The organism is Asanoa sp. NPDC049475 (genome assembly GCF_040676915.1).
Classification (GTDB): Bacteria; Actinomycetota; Actinomycetes; order Mycobacteriales; family Micromonosporaceae; genus Asanoa.
Window position 1 is genome coordinate 819,332 of sequence record NZ_JBFAPY010000001.1, and the last position, 21,052, is coordinate 840,383.

The window sequence follows — 21,052 nt, forward strand, 5'->3', positions numbered from 1 at the left end:
TCGGCGGGATGCCCTAATCTCGGCTGACGAGAAACCGGACTTTTAGGAGCGTTCAAATCGGACAAATACGGGTTATGCGATGGCATATAAGCGCCCCCACAGGGGTTCTTAAGGATCACTAAAGGATTGATCGACAGCGGATTTTTTGTCCGACTGCGCGTTCTTGTGTGCCCGGTAAAGTCTGCTCCGTTCCGCGGTGGCATCCCACGGAAAGCTCTGCGAAGGAGTCAGATCTCGATGTTTTCGGCAGCGCGCAAAGGCACCAGACGAGCACCGCGCACCACCGGAAGGCGATTCGGCTTCCGGCGGCCGGGGCGCGCCCTGCTGGTGGCGCTGACCACGCTCGCTCTCGGCGCCGCAGGTGTCGGGGTAGCGGTCGCGAAGTCCGGCTCGGTCACAGTGACCAAAGCGGGCACGGTCATCGATGGACAGACGATCAACGGATACGTGTACGTAAAGGCCAACAACGTAACCATCCGGAATAGCACCATTCGGTACGGCGGATATCACTCGGTCCGCGTCTACGAAGGCTTTGACGGCACGCGCATTGAAGACACGAAGGTCTTCTGCCAAGCCAGCAAGACGAACGGGATCGTATTCGGCAACTACACCGCCGTACGGGTCACGTTGGAGGGTTGCCGCAACGGGTTCATGTACTCGGACGCCGCGCCCGCGACGATCATCGACTCGACGTGGAACGGGCAGAAGGTCAACGTCGACGCGGGGGAGGCGCTCCCGAGCGCGCCGATCAACCCCACGCCGACCGCGACACCGACGCCGACGGCGGTGCCGACGCCCACAGCCACTGCCAAGCCGTCCCCGAAGCCGACCAAACCGGCCGACCCACCACCGCCCGCGACGGGTGGTGGCCAGGGTCCGGGCATCCCGAGCTCGTTCCCCGGCCCGAGCAACACCGGCGTCCCGGACGGCACCACGCTCAAGTCCTCGGGCGGGCTCACCCTCTCCAAGGCCGGCCAGGTCGTCAGTGGCCTCGACATCAAGGGTTGCGTGACGGTCACCGCCAAGAACGTGACGATCCGCAACTCGAAGATCAGCTGTGGCAGCAACTACTCGATCAAGGTGAGCGACGCCAGCGCCAACCTGCTCGTCGAGAACGTGACCATCGACGGCCAGGGCAAGAACTCGGCGACGGTGTGCTGCGGCGGCTACACGCTCAAGAAGGTGGAGATCTTCAACACCATCGACGGCCCGCGGCTCAGCGACAACAGCCAGGTCATCGACTCCTGGATCCACCACCTGACCCGCGCGTCGGGCTCGCACAACGACGCGATGCAGACCACGGCCGGCAAGAACATCGTGGTCCGGCACAACACGATCGAGGCGTACAACCCTGACACGAAGGATCCGTTCAACGCCTGCCTGATGATCGGCTCGACCACCGGACCGAGCGTCACCAACCTGGTCTACGAGCAGAACTTCTGCAACGGCGGCAACTACTCGATCGGCGTCCGCGAAGACCTCAACGGGTCGGGCATCGTGTTCCGCGACAACCTGTTCGGCCGCGACTTCCGCTACGGCGTGATCGCGCGGCCCACCCAGACCGGCATCAGCTGGCAGAACAGCACCAACCTGTTCGCCGACAACCGCAAGCCGGTCAAGTAGTCACCGTGCCGGCGGGGTCCACTTCGGACCCCGCCGTTCACAGGTGGTCGTCCAGCGTGGCGACGTCGTCGCGGGCGGCGGCCCGGTCGATCCGGGGCTTGGCCGCCGGGTCGCCGTAGAGGGTGAAGCGCAGGAACTCGGTCGTCGTGTCGGCCAGCACCGCGAACGACGCGCCGCCGTCGCGCAGCAGGGTCGCGCCGTGGTCACCCTTGGGAAAGGTCAACAACGCCTTCGGCCAGGGTACGGCGTCGTAGGCGGCCTTACCGGACGCGTACGACACGGTCTCGTCCCGCTCACCGTGCACGAACAGCAGCGGAGCGGCGGGGCCGCGGAACCCGGTGCCGGTGCCGAGCGAGCTGCCGGACAGGACGATCCCGGCGTCCAACCGCGCGTCGCGGGCGAGCGTGAACATCCCGACGGTGGTGATGCCACCGGCGGAGTGCCCCGCCGCGGCCACCCGATCCGTAGCCAGCCGATGGAAGAGTCCGTCACCGCGCCGCCCGTCGAGGGCGAGCACCTTGCCGATCACGTACGAGGCGTCGGCAGGCTGGTTGACCACGTCCAACACGTCGTAATCGGCGGCGTTGCCACTGGTGTGCGGATAAGCCGGCGCCGCCACGACGAACCCGGCGGCGGCCCACTGCCGCAACAACGGCGCGTAGTCCGCCGGTCGCCCACCAAGCCCATGACTGAACAACACAACCGGAAACCGCCCGGCACCCTGGGGATAGAAGAGGGTGGTAGCCAGCTTCCGCCCGTCCCGCGAGAGCGACAGCTCCCGCTCCTCGACCGGGAACGCCCGCGCCGGGGCCGTCCCCCGCAGGGGCGCGGGCGTCGAGATCACGCTGGGAGACGAAACCGGAGCCCGAAACACGGGCGTCTCCGCCGGCACCGCGCCCCCACACCCACCGAGCAACGCGGCCCCCAAAGCAACCATGGCAACCCGAGTCACCGATCGGAACCCCCACCCCTTGCCTCGCGTGAGTGGGGCTTCGGGCGTTCGGTCGGCTTCGCCGAGGGGGAGCCTCGGTGAACGCCCCGTGCCGCTGGCTGGCGTTGGCGCCGCTTCCGGCGGCCCGCCGCGGGGCGGCACTCCCAGAGGCGACATAGCTCCGGGCGGCAGCGGTTCTGGGGTTGGTTGGACGGCAACCGATCGCGCACCTGGCAAGCGCAGCGGAGCGGAGCGATCTCCGGCGGGAGCGACGGTCGTGCCCACGACGAGCCCGGGACCCAGATCTTCGTGGTTCCGCGCTCGAAGCTTCCTCGTCATCCGCAGAGTTGTTTGTCGGGGCCGAAGGCGGTGCGTAGCGGTCCCGTGGCGCATCTGGCGTTCTTGTCGCCGTCGAGGCGCCAGCGTAGGAAGTCCGTGGTCGACGTCATGACCTCATTGAACCCGGGTCGGCCTGGGCTCAGGTAGGAACCGTGGTTGAGGCCTCGTAGCGTCAGGAAGCCCTTGTCCCACGGCACGCGGGCGTAGACGGCGCGGCCGGTGGAGTACGGGACCGTCGGGTCGGCGTCGCCGTGGATGAACAGCATGGTGGCCGGTGGGCCGCCGAACTCGAAGCGCGGGCGGGCGCCGGCTATCACGATCGCGCCCTTGATGCGGGCCGAGTGGCCGCGTTGCAGCATCGCCGCGGCTGTGTACGCGCCGCCTGAGTGGCCCGCCGCTACCACGTCCGCGGTGTCCAGGTGGCCGGCGAACGGGTCACCGGGCACCCCGTCGAGGCGGCTTACCCCCTGCACCACCGCCCACGCGTCGGCCGGCTGGTTGACCAGGTCGTCGCGGGTGTAGCCCGGGGCGTTCTTCTTGGTGTGCGGGTACGCCGGCGCGATCACGACGAAGCCCGCGGCCGCCCAGCGGGTGGTCAGCTGCACGTGGTCTTCCGGGCGGCTCTGCAGGCCGTGGCTGAAGACGACGAGCGGGAACCGGCCCTCGGCGACCTCGGCGTCCCGGGTGGCCGTGCCAGCGGCAGGGCGGCCGGCCGCGGCGGGGTACCAGACCATCGTGGGCAACGGGCGGTCGGCGCCTCGGGCGAAGGCCAGGACGCGCACGCCGACCGGGTAGCTGCCGGACGTGTTGAGGGCCGCGCCGCCCGGCGAGGAAACCACCGGGACGAATGCCGATATTGCGAATATGAGCAGCAAAGCGAGCAGTGCGAGCACCGACCGCCTTCCCCCCATGACCACACGGTAAGTGCTAGGAACCGGACAGACGTCAGCCTTTTCGGTGTTTGGGGCAGTCGAAGCGGTTCGCTATGGTCGTCGGCATGTCTGACGACTACCGGGACCCGAGTGGCAACACGGAGGCCTTCCGCGCCTTCCAAGCCCGCGAGGAAGCCGCTGCCCCCAGCACCGCCGCCCCAGCCGCCAACCGCACCCCGTTGATCATCGGCGGCGCCGTTCTGGCCGCTGTCGTGATCATCGTCCTGGTGTTCGCACTTACCTAGGCCACTACCCCGAGGGTCTGAGTCGCGATCTCCCACTCCTCGTCGGTCGGCACCACACACACCGCCACCGGAGAGTCCGGCGGCGAGATGACGCGCGCCCCCCGGTCCGGGGCCTCGTTGCGGGCCGGGTCCACCACGATGCCGAGCCGGTCCAGGCCGGCCAGGGCGCCCGCGCGTACGGCCGGCGCGTTCTCACCCACCCCCGCCGTGAACGTGATCGCGTCCAGGCGGCCCAGGTCGGCGTAGTAGGCGCCCACATAGGACCTGATCCGCCGGCAGTAGACCTCGAACGCCAGCGCTGCCGCCCGGTCGCCGGTCGCGCGCTTGGCCAGCAGTTCGCGCATGTCGTTGACGCCAGCCAGGCCCACCAGCCCGCTGCGGCGGTTGAGCAGCTCGTCGATCTCGTCGAGCGGCATCTCGGCTACGCGGTGCAGATGGAAGATGATCGCCGGGTCCAGGTCTCCGCTGCGGGTGCCCATCACCAGGCCCTCCAGCGGCGAGAGTCCCATCGACGTGCCGACGCTGCGCCCGCCCTCGACCGCGCACGCGCTCGCGCCGTTGCCGAGGTGCAGGGTGATCGTGTTGACCTCCTCGAGCGGCCGGCCGAGCAGCGCCGCCGTGCGCCGCGAGACGATCGCGTGCGAGGTGCCGTGAAAGCCGTAGCGGTGGATTCCGTACCGCTCGGCCGTCTCGGCGTCGATCGCGTAGGTGCTGGCCGCCGGGGAGAGCGTCCGGTGGAAGGCGGTGTCGAAGACCGCCACCTGGGGTACGCCCGGCAGCAGCGCCCGCGCGACCTGGATGCCCGCCAGGTTGGCCGGGTTGTGCAGCGGCGCCAACGGGACCAGGTCGGCGATCGCGGCGAGCACGGCGTCGTCGACCAGCGCGGGGGCCGTGAAGGTGAGCCCACCGTGCACGACGCGGTGGCCGACGGCGGTCAGCCCGTCGAGCGAGATCTCCGCCATGGCGGCGGCCAGGGCCTCCGCGTGGTTCCTGGGCGCGCCGGGCTCGCTCTCGCCGATGCGCTCGACGGTCCCGGTGGCCACCACGACGGGGGCGGGGCCGGCGGCCTGGCCGGGCGACGCGTCGGCGCCGGGGCCACGGCCGTCCGGCACGTCGAAGAGGCGGTATTTCACCGACGACGAGCCGCAGTTGAGGACCAGGACCCGGCTCATCGGGCGGCCGCCTGGATGGCGGTGATGGCGACCGTGTTGACGATGTCCTTGACCGTCGCGCCCCGGGACAGGTCGTTGACCGGGCGGCGCAGGCCCTGCATGACCGGGCCGACCGCGACCGCGCCCGCGGAACGCTGCACCGCCTTGTACGTGTTGTTGCCCGTGTTGAGGTCCGGGAAGATGAAGACCGTCGCCCGGCCGGCGACCAGGCTGCCCGGCAGCTTCGTGGCGGCGACCTCGGCGTCGATGGCCGCGTCGTACTGGATCGGCCCCTCCACCGGCAGGTCCGGCCGGCGTTCGCGCACCAGGGCGGTCGCCGTCGCCACCTTGTCGACGTCGGCGCCCGCGCCCGACGTGCCGGTCGAATAGGACAGCATCGCCACCCGCGGCTCGATGCCGAACGCCGCGGCCGTCTCCGCGCTCGAGAGGGCGATGTCGGCCAGTTGGGCGGCGTCCGGGTCGGGGTTGACCGCGCAGTCTCCGTAGACCAGCACCCGGTCGGCCAGCAGCATGAAGAAGACGCTGGACGCGACCGACACCCCGGGCACCGTCTTGATCACCTCGAACGCCGGCCGGATCGTCGCCGCCGTCGTGTGGGTCGCGCCCGAGACCATGCCGTCGGCCTGGCCGGCCAGCACCATCAGCGTGCCGAAGTAGTTGGGGTCGGCGACCACGTCGTGCGCCAGGTCGAGCGTCACGCCCTTGTGCGAGCGCAGGCCGGCGTACGTGGAAGCGAACTCGTCCCGCCACGCGCTGGTGGCCGGGTCGACCACGGTGGCGCCGGTGATGTCGACGCCGAGCTCGCGTACGCGGCGCGCGATCTCGTCCTCGGCACCGAGCAGCGTGAGGTCGGCGACGCCGCGGCGCAGCAGGATCTCCGCCGCCCGCAGGATCCGCTCCTCGGTGCCTTCGGGCAGCACGAGCCGGCGCCGGGCGGAGCGGGCGCGGTCGATCAGGTCGTACTCGAACATCAGCGGGGTGACCCGCGACGACCTGGCCACCTGCAGCCGGTCGGCCAGCGTGGCGGTGTCGACATGCGACTCGAACGCGCCGAGGGCGGCCTCGACCTTGCGGGGGCTGGTCGCGCTGGGCCGGCCCTCGATCCGGGACGCCGCCGCGACGGTGTGGTAACTGTCGGAGTCGACCGAGAGCACCGCCAGCCCGCTGTCGAGGCGGTCGATCAGCCGCATCACCCGCTCGTCGGGGCGCTCGCCGAGCGTCAGCATGAGCCCGGCCACCGCGACCAGCCCGCTCGCGTGCGCGCTGGACGCGGCGACCAGCAGGTCGGCCCGGTCGCCCGGGGTGATCACCAGGCAGCCGTCGGTCAGGTGGTCGAGGAACGCCGGCACGTGCGCGCCGCCGACGACCAAGTCGAGCACGTCGCGGTCGAGGGCGCCGGCATCGCCGGTCAGCACGGTCGCACCCAGCGCCGTCGCGACCTCGCCCACCGTCGGGGCGGAGACCGTGGGGATCTCGGGGATGACGTACGCGGGAACGGGCAGGGCCGGCGCCGCGAGACCGACCGGCGCCCGGTTGGCGATCACGGTGAGCACGGTGGCGCCAAGGTCGGTCAGGCTGTGGTACGCGGCGCTCATCGCGGACGCCGGGTCGTCGGTCCGCCCGTCGACCACGGCGACGGCGACGCTGCCGAGCTCGGTCGCCAGGCGGGCGTTGAAGCCGAGCTGGCGGGGGTCGTCGTTGTCCTCGAGGTCGCTGCCGATCACGACCATGGCCGGCACCTGCCCCTCGACGGCCCGGTAGCGCTCGACGATCTGGGAGATGAGCTCTTCCCGGCGCCCGGCCGCGACCATGGCGGTCGCCTCGGCATAGGTCGCGCCGTGCAGGTCGGCGGCCGGCAGCGAGATCGCGTAGCGGCGCCTCAGAAGATCGAGGATCGGGTCCTGCCCGGGCACCGTCACCAGCGGCCGGAAGGCGCCGATCCGTCCCACCTGTCGCGAGAGCAACTCGGCCAGGCCGAGCGCCACCGTCGACTTGCCGCCGCCCTCACCGAAACTCGCGATATAGACACTGCGCCCCACCAAGCCAACCTACCCAGGTTGACTCGCCCTTGCCTTAAGCGCCTGGACCTTCGGTCGGCGAAATCAAGCCCAAGAAACTTGGTCGGTGGGGCGCAGTGATCAGGCTCTAGTCCTCGTCGTCGTCGAGCCGCGCCAGGAACGTGGCGAAGCGCTCCATCGGCGTCTCGAACTCCGGGTTGTCGTCGACGAAGTCGCGGAGCCGGTCGGCGACCCACTCCAGCGACACCGTCTCCTCTCCGCGGCGCGAGACCAGTTCCTCGATGCCGCGGTCGGTGAAGTACATGCTCAGCTCTCCGATGCGGGCCGGGGGAGGGCGGCCTCGACCAGCGCGGTCTGCTCGGCGTCGTGGAGCTTTGTCGAGCCCACCGACGGCGCGGCGGCGGCCGGGCGGGAGATCCGCCGGAGCCGGACGCCCTCGAGGTGCTCGAGCAGGTTCAGCGCCACGAACGACCAGGCACCCTGGTTGGCCGGCTCCTCCTGGACCCAGGCGAAGTCGACCGCGTTCGGGAACTGGGCCAGAGCGGCCTTCACCTCGTCGACCGGGAGCGGGTAGAGCTGCTCCATCCGCACCAGCGCGGTGTCGGTGATCTTGCGCTCGGCGCGGGCCTGCACGAGGTCGTAGTAGACCTTGCCGGAGCAGAGCAGCACCCGCCGCACGCCCTGCGGGTCGAGGCCGCTGGTGTCGGGGATGACCGGCTGGAACGTACCCGTGGTGAAGTCCTCGACCGAAGACACGACCAGCTTGTGTCGCAGCAGCGACTTGGGCGTGAACACGATCAGCGGCTTGCGCTTGGGCGAGAGCGCCTGGCGACGCAGCAGGTGGAAGTAGTTGGCCGGGGTCGTCGGGATGACCACCCGGATGTTGTCTTCCGCTGCCATCTGCAGCCAGCGCTCCGGGCGGCCCGAGGTGTGGTCGGGACCCTGGCCCTCGTGGCCGTGCGGGAGCAGCAGCGTCAGTGCCGACTGCTGGCCCCACTTGACCTCGCCCGAGGTGATGAACTCGTCCGCCACCGACTGCGCCCCGTTGGCGAAGTCGCCGAACTGCGCCTCCCACAGCACCAGCGCCTGCGGGTTCTCGACCGAGTAGCCGTACTCGAAGCCCATCGCCGCGTACTCGGAGAGCAGCGAGTCGTGGACGAAGAACCGCGCCCGGTCCTTGGTCAGCGTCGCCAGCGGCAGGAAGTCCTTGCCGGTGTCGGCGTCAACGACCGAGGCGTGCCGCTGCACGAACGTGCCACGGCGCGAGTCCTGGCCGGCCAGCCGCACCGTGACCCCGTCGGCCAGCAACGTGCCGAGGGCGATGATCTCGCCGAAGCCCCAGTCGATCTGGCCCTCGACGGACATCTTGTGCCGCCGGTCGAGCAGCTGCTGGAGCCGCTTGTGCGGGGTGAAGCCCTCCGGCAGGTTGACGTGGGCCTCGCCGACCGCGCGCACGGCCTCGACGGGGACGGCGGTCTCGACCGCGGGCTCCGGCTCGGGCTGCCGGCTGCGGACCGGACGAGTGCCCGTGGCCGCCGCGTCGCGGGTCGCCTTGAACACCTGCTCGAGCTGCGACTGGTAGTCGCGCAGCAGCTCTTCGGCGTCGTCGACCGTGATGTCGCCGCGACCGATGAGCTCCTCGGTGTAGAGCTTCCGGACCGAGCGCTTCTGGTCGATGATCGAGTACATCAGCGGGTTGGTCATCGAGGGGTCGTCGCCCTCGTTGTGCCCGCGCCGCCGGTAGCAGACCAGGTCGATGACGACGTCCTTGTTGAACGCCTGGCGGTATTCGAACGCCAGCCGCGCGACGCGGACGACGGCCTCGGGGTCGTCGCCGTTGACGTGGAAGATCGGCGCCTGGATCATCCGCGCGACGTCGGTCGAGTAGAGCGACGAGCGCGAGTATTCCGGGGCGGTGGTGAAGCCGACCTGGTTGTTGACCACGACGTGCACCGTGCCGCCGGTGCGGTAGCCGCGCAGCTGCGAGAGGTTGAGCGTCTCCGCGACCACGCCCTGGCCCGCGAACGCGGCGTCGCCGTGGATCGCCAGCGGCAGGACGGTGTAGCCCTCCAGCTTGAGGTCGATCCGGTCCTGCTTGGCCCGGACGATGCCCTCCATCACCGGGTCGACCGCTTCGAGGTGCGACGGGTTGGCGGTCACCGAGACGCTGATCGCGTGCTCGCCGTCGGGCGTCGTGAACTTGCCGGTCTGGCCCAGGTGGTATTTCACGTCGCCGGAGCCGTGCGCCGACTTCGGGTCGATGAAGCCCTCGAACTCCGAGAAGATCTTCTCGTACGGCTTGCCGACGATGTTGGCGAGCACGTTGAGCCGGCCGCGGTGGGCCATGCCGATCACGACCTCGTCGAGGTCACCCTCGGCGGCGGTCTGCAGCACCTCGTCGAGCAGCGGGATCAGCGACTCGCCGCCCTCCAGCGAGAAGCGCTTCTGGCCGACGTACTTCGTCTGCAGGAAGGTCTCGAAGGACTCGGCGGCGTTGAGCCGGTTGAGGATGTGCTTCTGCTCCTCCGGCGACGGCTTCTCGTATTTCCGCTCTATCCGCTCCTGGATCCAGAGGCGCTCCTCCGGGTCCTGGATGTGCATGTATTCGATGCCGACCCGGCGGCAGTAGCTGTCGCGCAGCACGCCGAGGATGTCGCGCAGCTTCATCGTCTGCTTGCCGGCGAAGCCGCCGACCGGGAAGCTGCGGTCGAGGTCCCACAGGGTCAGGTCGTGCTCGAGCACGTCGAGGTCGGGGTGCTTGCGCATCTTGAACTCGAGCGGGTCGGTGTCGGCCATCAGGTGGCCGCGCACGCGGTACGCGTGGATCAGCTCGATCACCCGCGCGGTCTTGTCGATCGAGCCCTCGGAGCTGGTCGCGACGTCGCGCATCCAGCGGACCGGCTCGTAGGGGATCCGCAGCGAGGTGAAGATCTGGTCGTAGAAGCCGTGCTCGCCCAGCACCAGCTCGTGGATCACTTTGAGGAACTCGCCGGACTGCGCGCCCTGGATGATCCGGTGGTCGTACGTGCTGCTCAGCGTGATGATCTTGCTGACGGCCAGCTCGGCCAGCCGGTCCTCGGACATGCCGGCGTACGGCGCCGGGTATTCCATGGCGCCGACGCCGATGATCGTGCCCTGGCCGATCATGAGGCGCGGCTGGGAGTGGACCGTGCCGATGCCGCCCGGGTTGGTCAGCGAGATCGTGGTGCCGGCGTAGTCGTCCATCGTGAGCTCGTTGCGCCGGGCACGCCGCACGATGTCCTCGTAGGCCTGCCAGAACTGGCGGAAGTCCATCGCCTCGGCGCCCTTGATCGACGGCACGACCAGGGTGCGGGTGCCGTCGGGACGCTTGAGGTCGATCGCGATGCCGAGGTTGACGTGCGCGGGCTGCACCAGCGCGGGCTTGCCGCCGACCTCGGTGAACGAGTTGTTCATCGCCGGGATCTCGCGGAGCGCCCGGACCATCGCCCACCCGACGAGGTGGGTGAAGCTGACCTTGCCACCGCGGCCGCGGGCCAGGTGGTTGTTGATCACGATGCGGTTGTCGACGAGGAGCTTCGCGGGCACGGCCCGGACGCTGGTCGCGGTGGGGACGGCCAGGGACGCGTCCATGTTCTGGACGATCTTGGCGGCCACGCCGCGCAGCGGGGTGGTCTCGGCCGTCTTGGCGGCCTCGGGCTCCTTGCTCTTCGCCGCGGGGGCGGCGGGCTTGGCGGGGGCGGGTGCCGTCGCGCGGGGTTGCGCCGGCGCCTTCGTGACTGTGTCCACCTTGCCGTCACTCTTCGTGGTCGCGGCGGGCTTGGCCTTCGCCCGGGGCTCCGGGGACGTGGTCGCGCCCGGTGCGTCGGTGCCGGCCCGGGCGGCGGTCTTGGTCGCCGTCGCGGCGGTCGCCTGGGTTGGCGACGCGCCGTCGTTGTCCGGGCGGTAATCGGCGAAGAAGTCGTGCCACGCCGGGTCTACGCTCGTGGGGTCCGCGAGATAGCGCTGGTACATCTCGTCGACGATCCACTCATTGGGGCCGAAACCCGCGAGTGGGTTATCAGATGTCTGCTGGCTCGACACGGCCGGTAATCGCCTCTTCCGCGCGCTGTGTGTGGGTGTGAGAAGACGGATCCAAGGCTACGCCGCGCGACATGGACAGCCCTCGGCGACGTCCGTCCGTGTCACGTCTCACAGGTTAAAACGCGCGCGGGTGTTAGGAGATGTCGCGCTTGCGTGTGATGAGGGTGCCGATCAACCCCGCGACCAGGGCATATGCGATCAATACGGCCGCACCGGACCAGCGGGGTGGGCTGCCCGGCAGGTCGGTGCCGGTGACCAGCAGGCCGGAGGCCAGCGGCGGGATGACGAGCTGGAGGTTGTTGAACCAGTCGCCGAAGCGGTCGGCGAACACGCCCAGCAGGATCGCGCCGGCGAAGAACCCGCCGATGTAGAGCGCGCTGGTGGTGATCGTGCCGGCGAGCTGGCTGGGAATCAGCACCCCGAAGCCCACGCCCATCACGGCCCAGAGCAGGTAGGCCAGGCCGTTGAGCAGGATCGCCTGCCAGATGGCACCGTCGCCCAGCAGCGTCGGTAGGTCGTAACCGCCGAGGATCAGCGGAGCCACGACCAGGTTGAGCAGTGTGGTGCCGGCCCAGAACAGCACGCCGACGATCCCGGCGGCCGCGAGCTTGGCCAGGATGACCGCGGTGCGGTGCGGGGTGGTCAGGAACGTCGTGGTCGCGGTCTGGTGGGCGAACTCGTTGGTCACGACGATGACGCCGATCAGCAGCACGATCAACAGGCCGAGGAACTGGCCGCTGGTGTAGAGGTTGGCGGCGATGTTGGGGGCCTCGCGCGCGGCGTTGAACTGCGCGTCGTCGGTGGGCGTGCCCTCCGGTGGGTTGACCAGTGCCCAGGTCTGCAGCCAGTTGAAGCCGGTCGCGATCGCCCACAGCACCAGCGCGATGAGCCCGAACACCCACCACGTGCTCACCGTGCGGACCTTGAGCAGCTCGCTGCGCACCAGCCTCATCGGATGCCCGCCTTTCCGGCCGTGAGCTCCAGGAAGACGCCCTCGAGGTCGGGGCGCTCAGGGGTCAGCTCGTGCAGCTCGACCCCGGCGGCCAGGGCCGCCTTGCCGATCGCGGGCGCCTCGACGCCGGTGACCAGCAGCACGCCGTCGCTCCCCGGGGTGACGGTGGCGCCCGGAACGCCGGCCAGCGCGGCGGTCAGCCCGTCGCCCTGCGGCGTGCGGACCCGGACATGGGCGGTGGTGGTCATCGACGTGACGACCTCACCCATCGGACCCTGCCGGATCAGCTTGCCGTTGGCGATGATCACGACGTCGTCGGCCAGCAGCTCCATCTCGGAGAGCAGGTGGCTGGAGACCAGGACGGTGCGGCCCTCGCGGGCGAGCCCCTGCAGCAGGCTGCGCATCCAGCGGATGCCCTCGGGGTCGAGGCCGTTGGCGGGCTCGTCGAGGATCAGCACCCGCGGGTCACCCAGCATCGCCGCGGCGATGCCCAGCCGCTGGCGCATGCCGAGCGAGTAGCCCTTGAACTTGCGCTTGGCGGCCGGGGTGAGGCCGACGAGCTCGAGCGCCTCGTCGGCCCGCTTCTTGGGCAGGCCGGCCGCCGCGCAGATCACCCGCAGGTGGTTGATGCCGGTGCGGCCCTTGTGCGCGCTGGACGCTTCGAGCACCGCACCCACCGTGCGCAGCGGATCGCGCAGGTCGGCGTAGCGCTGGCCGCCGATCGTGGCCGACCCGGAGGTCGGTGTCACGAGGTTGAGCAGCATGCGGAGCGTGGTGGTCTTGCCGGCCCCGTTGGGGCCGAGGAAGCCGGTGACCCGGCCCGGTCGGACGTTGAACGAGAGTCCGTCGACAGCCAGCAGTGTCTTGTAGCGCTTGGTGAGACCGGAGACCACTATCTCGGCGTCGGACATCTCGCTCCTTCCCCCGGGGTGACGTCGCCGCACACCATACCGGCGGGGTAGGACGAATGTTGCCCTCAAATCGCCACCCAGGTGGCCCGGGCATGGGCCAACAGCCTGCCGTCCGGTGTCCAAAGGGCCGAGTGCACCGCGGCGCGCCGGCCTTCGGTGCCCGACAGCATGCCGACCACCACCGACTCGCTGCCCGGCGCCGGCGGCTCGCTGATCACCGCGGCCATCCGGCCCAGCACGTACGCCCGACCAGGGCTGAGCACCGACCAGCCGCCGGGACAGTCGAGCGCCGACCACACCGTCTCGGTGGTCACCCGCGCCGGCGCGGTGAACGGCGCCGCGACGACGCCGTCGACCGGCCCGGGAAAGATCCGCAGCCCGTCGGCGCGCTCCGGTCCGCAGACGTAGCAGGTCGGGAACGGGTGGTCGGTGAACCCCGCGTAGTGGGCGGACGCCTCTTTCGCCGCCTCGACCGTGACCCGCGGCGCGACAGCCTCGAACGCCGGCACCGCGCGGGCCGTCGCGATCACCTGGCCGGCCGGGTCGACCACCTCGTCGCCCTCGGCGGTCAGCCGCACGTCGAGCGGCGGCGGTTTGAGCAGCGTGACCTCGGGGACGCCCGGCTGCTGGACCAGCGCGGCGAACGTGCCCGCGGAGTAGCCGCCGTTGCCGGTGCCCGGCGGACCGTTGAACCGGCTGGCGATGACCATCGAACGGCTGTTCACCAGCACACCTTCCCACAAGCATCGAGGTCCGGCGTTCACTCAATCGACATCCCCGCACCCGTTCTCCGACACGCGTGTGGTAGCCGGCGCACTTACACAGAACGCATGGACCTCCTGACCAGGACCGGCGGTTACACCCTGCTGATCGCGGACGACGCGCAGCAGGTCGCCGCCGCGCAACGGCTGCGCTACCAGGTGTTCGCCGAGGAGCTCGGTGCGACCCTGCACACCACGGTCCCCGGCCACGACGTCGACGAGTTCGACCAGGCCTGCGACCACCTGATCGTCCGCGACGACACGTCCGGGGCGATCGTCGGCACCTATCGGATGCTGTTGCCCGGGCGGACCACCAGCCGCTACGGCGACACCGAGTTCGACCTGTCCGCTCTCGACCCGCTGCGCGACGCCCTCGTTGAGACGGGCCGCTCGTGTGTCGCCCCGGAGCATCGTTCGGGCGCGGTGATCAACCTGATGTGGGCCGGCATCGCGCGCTACCTCCACCTGCACAACAAGCGCTGGCTGGGCGGCTGCGCCTCGATCCCGCTCGACGACGGCGGCACGCTGGCCGCCGGGGTCTGGGAGCGGGTGCGCACCAAGCACATCTCCCCGCCCCGGATGCGGGTCGCACCGCGGCACCCGTGGGAGATCCAGCCCTCCGAGGCGATCTCGAGCGCGGCCATGCCCCCGCTGCTGCGCGGCTACCTGCGGCTCGGCGCGTGGGTCTGCGGCGAGCCGGCGTACGACCCGGACTTCGACTGCGCCGACCTCTACGTGCTGCTGTCCCTGGACCGGATCGACCCCCGGTACCTCCGCCACTTCCTGGGAGTCGACCAGTGAGTCTGTGGCGGCCGCGCAACGACTGCGGCATCCCTTGCCTCGACACCGCTGAACAGCCGACCGAAGCGCCGAAGGCGATCCAGGTGCTGCGGTTCGTTCGGCTGCTCGGCGCGCTGGTCTTCGGCGCCCTGCTGATCCCGGTGCTCCCGTTGCTGCACGAGGCGGGTCGCGACCGGGTCGCCCGGGCGTGGGGCCGGGCGACCCTGGCCGCGCTCGGCGTGCGGCTGCGGGTGCGCGGCCGCTCGCCGCGCGGCGGTTCGTTGGTGGTGGCCAACCACGTGTCCTGGCTGGACATCGTCACGCTGCTCGCGGTGGCGCCCGGCCGGATGCTGGCCAAGGTCGAGGTGCGGAACTGGCCGCTGTTCGGGAAGCTGGCCGCGTCCGGCGGCACGATCTTCATCGACCGTGCCCGGCCGAAGACGCTGCCGGACACGGTCGCCGACGTGGCCGCGGCGCTGCGCGCGGGTGCTGTCGTCACGGTGTTCCCGGAGGGCACCACCGGCTGTGGCGAGTCGGTCGGGCCGTTCCGCCCCGCGATGTTCCAGGCTGCCGTCGACGCCGGTGCGACGATCGTTCCGGTGGCCTTGCGGTACGGCGGCCCGGCCGCGTCCTTCATCGGTGACGAGACGCTCTGGGCCTCGGTCCGTCGGGTGCTCGCGCTGCGTACGCCGGTCGCGTCGGTCTCGGTCGCGCCCGCGCTGCACCCGGAGCCTGAGGCGTCCCGCCGAGCGCTGGCCCGGGTGGCTCAGGCCGCCGTCGGCACGCCGGTCTTCGTGCCGGTGCCTGTCCCGGTCGAGGAGACCCCGCTGCCGATCCCGGTGGCCCTGGCCGCGTAACCCTCCCGAGCCGCTGGCATAACGCGATACATCGCGATATGCTCAAGCGGCTTTCGGGAGGTGAGCCCGTGTCCAACACCTGGACCGTGGAGCAGCCGCAGCGGCTCGACATCGACGCGCCCTTCGACCGGGTCGACGTCAACCTGGTCTCCGGCCGGGTCAACCTGGTCGGCGGCGAGGACGGTCCGGCGCGGGTCGACGTCACGCGGGCCGGGCGCACTCCCGTGATCGTCGAGGTGGTCGACCGTACCCTCGTGATCCGGCATCACAAGCTGCCCCGCTTTCCCGGCGTGTTGTGGTGGATCGGGCAGCTCCGCCGGCGGTTCCGGGTCGAGGTCTCGATCAGCGTGCCCCGCACGACCAGCGCCTACGTCCGACTGACCGACGGTCCCGTGGTGGCCGCCGGTCTGCGCACGGACACCGAGGTCCAGGTGACCTCGGGCCGGATCACGCTGATGGGCCTGGGCGGGCGCACCCGTGCCAAGGTCGTCTCCGGACCTGTCGAGGCACTGGGCGTCGACGGCGACCTGAGCCTGCGGACCGTGTCGGGCGAGCTCGTGCTCGCCGACAGCGCCGCGGACCGGGTCGAGATGTCGACGGTCTCCGGCTCGGTCACCTGTGATCTCGACAACCCGCACCATCGCGAGCTCCGGCTGCACGCCACCTCCGGCAGCGTCACCGTGCGGGTCCGGCAAGACGCCGACCTGGCCGTCGACCTGCACACCCAGTCCGGCCAGATCACCACCGCGTTCCCCCAGTTGGCCACCGAACGACACGGCTCGTCGCAGCACCGGCGCGGCGAGCTCGGCGGCGGAACCGGCAAACTCTGGGCGACGACCGTTTCCGGCAGCATCGCGCTGCTGTCCCGCCCGGTCGACGACGGAGGGGAGACGCCGGCATGACGGCCGTGTTCAGCCATGGGCGGTTGCGTCTCTACCTGCTCAAGCTGCTCGACGACGGCCCGAAGCACGGCTACGAGCTGATCCGGCTGCTGGCCGACCGGTTCCACGGCACCTATGCGCCCAGTGCCGGCACGATCTATCCGCGGTTGTCCCGGATGGAGAGCGAGGGCCTGGTCACCCATGCCGCGGCGGGCGGGCGCAAGACGTACTCGATCACCGACGCCGGTCGCACGGAACTGCGCCAGCGGGCCGGTGAGCTCGACGCGTTGGAGAAGGACATCAACGCGTCGGTAGCCGACCTGGCCGCCGAGATCCAGGCCGAGGTGCACGGCTCGGCTCGCGACCTCAAGCGCGAGCTGAAGGAGGCGGCCCGGCAGACCCGGCGGGGGACCTCCTGGGTGGTCGACGTCCAGCTCGGCGGGCGGTCAGCCCAACCGGCCGCCGACCCGCAGGCCGACTTCGACCGGCGCCTGGTGGCGTTCGCCGACGAGGTGCGTGCGCTGGTCCGGCGTGGGCGGTTCAGCGACGACCAGCTGCGCACGGCGACCAGACTGCTCGACGGGGTCCTCGACGGACTGCGCCGGATGCAACGGTAGGAATCGCCCATCGCGCACAGCGGACTTTCAGGTTCAATCCAGCGGCGGCACAGCGTACGGGTAAATGATGGGTGTCATGGCCGCTCCACAGACCGAGGCGAGACTGCTAGTCGTCGAAGACGACCCGAACATTCTCGAGCTGCTCTCCGCCAGCTTGAAGTTCGCCGGCTTCGAGGTGAGCACCGCGACCAGCGGCAGCTCCGCCGTCAGCGCCGCCAAGGATCGCCGGCCGGACCTGGTCGTCCTCGACGTGATGCTTCCCGACCTCGACGGCTTCGAGGTGATAAGGCTGATGCGCGAGGGCGGCACCCGTACCCCTGTGGTGTTCCTGACCGCGCGTGACGCCACCGACGACAAGATCCGCGGCCTGACCCTCGGCGGCGACGACTACGTCACCAAGCCGTTCAGCCTCGAAGAGCTGACCGCCCGCATCCGCGCCGTGCTGCGCCGCACCACCTCCGGTGACCAGAGCACCTCCCGGCTCACGTTCGCCGACCTCGAGCTCGACGAGGAGACCCACGAGGTCTACCGGGCCGGCGCGCGGGTCCAGCTTTCCCCCACCGAGTTCAAGCTGCTGCGCTACCTGATGCTCAATGCCAACCGGGTGCTGTCCAAGGCGCAGATCCTCGACCACGTCTGGAACTACGACTTCCGCGGCGACGACAACATCGTGGAGAGCTACATCTCCTACCTGCGGCGCAAGATCGACAACGGGCAGCCGCGGCTGATCCACACCCTGCGTGGCGTCGGATACGTCCTGCGCAAACCGACGGCCTGACCGGGGTGCCGATGCTGGCCCCCCTGCGTGGCACCCCGCTGCGCGTCAAGCTCGTCGCCGCGGTGCTGGCGCTGGTCACGGCCGCCCTGTTGGTGATCGGCGCGGCCAGCACCTTCTTCCTGCGCAACTACCTGCTCGACCAGGTCGACGGCAACCTGCGCAGCCTCAACAACAACGTGCAGGCGCTGCTCCGCGACAACATCCAGTTCGCGGTCGGCGACAACGCGTTCGCCGTCGCGTCCACCCCGGCGCAGCCGACCCTCAACGACCTGAGCAGCAAGCCCAGCCAGCTGTTCACCCCGGACGGGCCGGACCTGCCGCAGAACTACCAGGGCCTGCAGCAGTCGCTGCGCCAGCACCACAACGACCCGTTCACGGTCAAGGCGATCGGCAGCCAGGCCCGCTGGCGGGTGCTGATGGTGCAGCCGCAGGACAGCAGCGCCATCGTCGCGGTCGGGTTCAACCTCGCCGACGTCGACCACACCGTCAAACAGCTGCTCTGGATCGACGGCCTGGCCGGGGGCACGGTACTGATCGTGCTCGCGACCGTCGGCGCCGCGATAGTGCGCAGCAACCTCAAACCGCTGCGGCAGATCGAGCGCACGACGGTGGCGATCGCGGCCGGCGACCTCAGCCAGCGCGTCCCCGATCCTGAACCCGGCGTCGAGGAACCCAAGACCGAGCTCGGCCGGCTGTCCCGGGCACTGAACTCGATGCTCACCCAGATCGAGACCGCGTTCGCGGCCCGGGCCGACTCCGAGGCCGCCGCCCGCGACGCGGCCTTCGCCGCACAGGCGTCGGAGGCGCGCGCCCTGCGCTCCGAGGAACGGATGCGGCAGTTCGTCGCGGACGCCTCACACGAGTTGCGTACGCCGCTGACCACGATCCGCGGCTTCGCCGAGCTCTACCGGCAGGGTGCCGCCGCGGGCTCGCCGGAGGACACCGCACGGTTGGTCCGGCGGATCGAGGACGAGGCCGCCAGGATGGGTCTTCTCGTGGAGGACCTGCTGCTGCTCGCCCGCCTCGACCGGGAACGACCGCTCTCGCTGTCGCCGGTCGAGCTGCGCGTACTGGCCAGCGAGGCGGTGCAGGCCGCGCAGGCGATGGCGCCGGACCGCGACATCTCGATCGAGGTCGCGCCGCGGGCCGGGCTGCTGGTGGTCCAGGCCGACGACGCCCGGCTCCGGCAGGTGCTGGGCAACCTCCTGACCAACGCCATCATCCACACGCCGCGGCCCGCGAAGATCACTGTGCGCCTGCGCTCCGACGGCGGCTCGGCGATCGTCGAAGTGGTCGACACGGGCCAGGGCCTCCCGCCCGAGCAGGCCGAGCGCGTCTTCGAGCGGTTCTACCGGGCGGACGCCGCGCGCCGGCGCGACCGGGAGGCCAACAGCACCGGCCTCGGGCTCGCCATCGTCGCCGCGCTGGTCCGCGCCCACGGCGGCAGCGTGGAGGTCGACAGCGTGCCCGGCAAGGGCTCGACGTTCCGGGTCCGGCTGCCGCTGGCCACCGGAGAGGACGACCACGACGCCGACGGCGCGGGTCCCGACCCGGCCGCCGGCGGCAACGGGGCGGGTCAGAACGGCCACTCTCAGACAACGCTCAGCCCGGCCCCAGGCCGGTCGCAGAGCGGTGGGGAAAGGTAAATGTCATGACCGAGCACGAAAGCGACCCCCGGCACGATCCCGCGCGGGGCACCGAGCCGACGAGCGTACCCGCGCCGGAGCAGCCGCGACCGCTCGGCGCCGACCAGCCGACCGAGCAGTACGCACGCCCCACCGACCCCCAGCCGGTCAGCGGCACCCCCGTCACCGGGACGCCGGCCACTGACCAGCCGCAGAGCCCGTGGCAGGCGCCGGCACCGCACTACCCGCAGCCGGGCCACCCGCAGGCCGGCTCGGGCTATCCGCAGTACAGCTACCCCTCGGCCGGCTACGGCGGCTACCAGCCGGCCGGATCGCCCGAGGCGGGCCACACCGCGCAGCACGGCACGCCGCTCCCATGGGTCGGCCCCGGAGGCCCGGGCGGCCCGCCGCCCGGCCAGCCCTGGCAGCAGCACGCGCCCGGGCCGCGCCGGCCCAACAAGGTCGGTCGGTGGATCGCCGCGGCCGCGGTGGCGCTCGTGCTGCTGCTCGGCGCCGGCCTGGTCGGTGGCGTGATCGGCGCCGCGCTCAACGGCAACGACGCCGACAACGCACGCGCCCGTGCGGCGGCCGCACCCGTGATCAACCGCTCCTCGCTCGCCGAGATCGCGCAGAAGGTGGAGCCGAGCATCGTCTCGATCACCACCGGCAGCGGTGAGGGCTCCGGTGTGGTCCTGACCGACGACGGCTACGTGCTGAGCAACAACCACGTCGTGGCCAGCGCCAGCGGCGGCAGCGTCACGGTGGTCTTCGACAACGGCAAGCGTGCCACCGCCAAGGTCGTCGGCACCGACCCGAAGAGCGACCTCGCGGTGGTCAAGGCCGACAACGTCTCGGGCCTGAGCCCGGCGAAGTTCGGCGACAGCGCCGCCGTGCAGGTCGGCGACACCGTGCTGGCCCTGGGCAGCCCGCTGGGCCTGCAGGGCTCGGTCACCGCCGGCATCATCAGCGCCAAGGACCGCACCATCCGCACCCAGTCCGAGCAGGAGCAGCAGCCGAACCCGTTCGGTGGTGGCGCCAACCAGCAGCCGACCGCGACCTCGCTGTCCGGCCTGCTCCAGACCGACGCGCCGATCAACCCGGGCAACTCGGGTGGCGCGCTGGTCAACACCAACGGCGAGGTGATCGGCATCAACACCGCGATCGCCACCTCGGGCCAGGGCAACGGCAGCATCGGCGTGGGCTTCGCGATCCCGAGCGCCAAGGCCGAGCAGGTCGCCAACGCCCTGCGCAACGGTGAGAAGGTCTCGCACGCCGCGCTCGGTGTCTCGGTCACCGAGACCGAGCAGGGCAACGGCGCCCTCGTGAGCGCCGTCAGCGCGAACAGCGCGGCCGCCAAGGCCGGGCTCCAGCAGGGCGACATCGTGACCAACTTCGGCGGTCAGGCGATCAACACCTCGGACGAGCTCGTGGCCGCGGTCCAGTCGCACAAGGTGGGTGACCAGGTGCAACTGACCTACACCCGAAACGGATCGGAAAACACCGCAACCGTGACGCTCACCGAAGCGTCATAAGAGCTAGATACGCGCACACCTGGGACCCGAAGGCCG

18 protein-coding genes are annotated in these 21,052 nt (G+C 70.7%); 9 read left to right on the forward strand and 9 right to left on the reverse strand.

Annotated features, from left to right (window positions below):
* Nucleotides 1-126: 126 nt before the first annotated feature.
* Nucleotides 127-1,623 carry a hypothetical protein gene (locus AB0J88_RS03935; RefSeq protein ID WP_364357623.1) on the forward strand — a complete coding sequence of 499 codons (1,497 nt, stop codon included), beginning with the start codon at nt 127-129 and terminating at the stop codon, nt 1,621-1,623.
* A gap of 37 nt (nt 1,624-1,660) precedes the next feature.
* Here the strand turns inward: AB0J88_RS03935 and AB0J88_RS03940 are convergent, their stop codons facing one another.
* Both AB0J88_RS03940 and AB0J88_RS03945 read right to left on the reverse strand, forming a co-directional pair.
* A complete protein-coding gene (locus AB0J88_RS03940) occupies nt 1,661-2,467 on the reverse strand; it encodes a chlorophyllase (protein ID WP_364357621.1) in 807 nt (268 codons plus the stop codon).
* 422 nt (nt 2,468-2,889) lie between these two features.
* Complete coding sequence (locus AB0J88_RS03945) at nt 2,890-3,804, reverse strand: alpha/beta hydrolase (RefSeq protein WP_364357618.1); 915 nt, start codon at nt 3,802-3,804, stop codon at nt 2,890-2,892.
* Nucleotides 3,805-3,890: 86 nt separating this feature from the next.
* Between AB0J88_RS03945 and AB0J88_RS03950 the strand changes: the two genes are divergently transcribed.
* Nucleotides 3,891-4,070: a hypothetical protein gene (locus AB0J88_RS03950; RefSeq protein ID WP_364357615.1), complete on the forward strand. Its 180-nt coding sequence runs from the start codon at nt 3,891-3,893 to the stop codon at nt 4,068-4,070.
* Here AB0J88_RS03950 and AB0J88_RS03955 read toward each other — a convergent pair.
* From AB0J88_RS03955 to AB0J88_RS03985, 7 genes are all read right to left on the reverse strand, one after another.
* On the reverse strand, nt 4,067-5,242 hold the full coding sequence (locus tag AB0J88_RS03955) for an acetate kinase (protein ID WP_364357612.1): 1,176 nt from the start codon (nt 5,240-5,242) through the stop codon (nt 4,067-4,069). The genes AB0J88_RS03950 and AB0J88_RS03955 overlap by 4 nt on opposite strands.
* A complete protein-coding gene (gene pta / locus AB0J88_RS03960; protein ID WP_364357609.1) occupies nt 5,239-7,281 on the reverse strand; it encodes a phosphate acetyltransferase in 2,043 nt (680 codons plus the stop codon). The genes AB0J88_RS03955 and pta overlap by 4 nt, the downstream gene beginning before the upstream one ends.
* A gap of 106 nt (nt 7,282-7,387) precedes the next feature.
* On the reverse strand, nt 7,388-7,564 hold the full coding sequence (locus AB0J88_RS03965) for a DUF6104 family protein (protein ID WP_278080947.1): 177 nt from the start codon (nt 7,562-7,564) through the stop codon (nt 7,388-7,390).
* A gap of 2 nt (nt 7,565-7,566) precedes the next feature.
* Nucleotides 7,567-11,322, reverse strand: a complete 3,756-nt coding sequence (locus tag AB0J88_RS03970) for a multifunctional oxoglutarate decarboxylase/oxoglutarate dehydrogenase thiamine pyrophosphate-binding subunit/dihydrolipoyllysine-residue succinyltransferase subunit (protein ID WP_364357606.1) — start codon at nt 11,320-11,322, stop codon at nt 7,567-7,569.
* 133 nt (nt 11,323-11,455) lie between these two features.
* Nucleotides 11,456-12,274: an ABC transporter permease gene (locus tag AB0J88_RS03975; RefSeq protein ID WP_364357603.1), complete on the reverse strand. Its 819-nt coding sequence runs from the start codon at nt 12,272-12,274 to the stop codon at nt 11,456-11,458.
* Nucleotides 12,271-13,185: an ABC transporter ATP-binding protein gene (locus AB0J88_RS03980; protein ID WP_364357600.1), complete on the reverse strand. Its 915-nt coding sequence runs from the start codon at nt 13,183-13,185 to the stop codon at nt 12,271-12,273. Before AB0J88_RS03980 ends, AB0J88_RS03975 begins: the two co-directional genes overlap by 4 nt.
* 65 nt (nt 13,186-13,250) lie before the next feature.
* On the reverse strand, nt 13,251-13,895 hold the full coding sequence (locus AB0J88_RS03985) for a hypothetical protein (RefSeq protein ID WP_364357906.1): 645 nt from the start codon (nt 13,893-13,895) through the stop codon (nt 13,251-13,253).
* 120 nt (nt 13,896-14,015) lie between these two features.
* Here AB0J88_RS03985 and AB0J88_RS03990 point away from each other — a divergent pair, with 120 nt between their 5' ends.
* The 7 genes from AB0J88_RS03990 to AB0J88_RS04020 all read left to right on the forward strand — a co-directional run bounded on the left by AB0J88_RS03990 (nt 14,016) and on the right by AB0J88_RS04020 (nt 21,016).
* The gene (locus AB0J88_RS03990; RefSeq protein WP_364357597.1) at nt 14,016-14,747 is read left to right on the forward strand and encodes a GNAT family N-acyltransferase; all 732 of its coding nucleotides are present in this window, start codon (nt 14,016-14,018) and stop codon (nt 14,745-14,747) included.
* Nucleotides 14,744-15,583: a lysophospholipid acyltransferase family protein gene (locus tag AB0J88_RS03995; RefSeq protein WP_364357594.1), complete on the forward strand. Its 840-nt coding sequence runs from the start codon at nt 14,744-14,746 to the stop codon at nt 15,581-15,583. The genes AB0J88_RS03990 and AB0J88_RS03995 overlap by 4 nt, the downstream gene beginning before the upstream one ends.
* A 68-nt stretch (nt 15,584-15,651) precedes the next feature.
* Nucleotides 15,652-16,485: a DUF4097 family beta strand repeat-containing protein gene (locus tag AB0J88_RS04000; protein ID WP_364357591.1), complete on the forward strand. Its 834-nt coding sequence runs from the start codon at nt 15,652-15,654 to the stop codon at nt 16,483-16,485.
* Nucleotides 16,482-17,081 carry a PadR family transcriptional regulator gene (locus AB0J88_RS04005; RefSeq protein WP_364357589.1) on the forward strand — a complete coding sequence of 200 codons (600 nt, stop codon included), beginning with the start codon at nt 16,482-16,484 and terminating at the stop codon, nt 17,079-17,081. The genes AB0J88_RS04000 and AB0J88_RS04005 overlap by 4 nt, the downstream gene beginning before the upstream one ends.
* 76 nt (nt 17,082-17,157) lie before the next feature.
* Nucleotides 17,158-17,859, forward strand: a complete 702-nt coding sequence (locus tag AB0J88_RS04010) for a response regulator transcription factor (protein ID WP_089247491.1) — start codon at nt 17,158-17,160, stop codon at nt 17,857-17,859.
* 11 nt (nt 17,860-17,870) lie between these two features.
* Nucleotides 17,871-19,505, forward strand: coding sequence for a HAMP domain-containing sensor histidine kinase (locus AB0J88_RS04015; RefSeq protein ID WP_364357586.1), 1,635 nt, complete (start codon nt 17,871-17,873; stop codon nt 19,503-19,505).
* A gap of 5 nt (nt 19,506-19,510) precedes the next feature.
* Nucleotides 19,511-21,016, forward strand: coding sequence for a trypsin-like peptidase domain-containing protein (locus AB0J88_RS04020; protein WP_364357583.1), 1,506 nt, complete (start codon nt 19,511-19,513; stop codon nt 21,014-21,016).
* Nucleotides 21,017-21,052 lie beyond the last annotated feature (36 nt).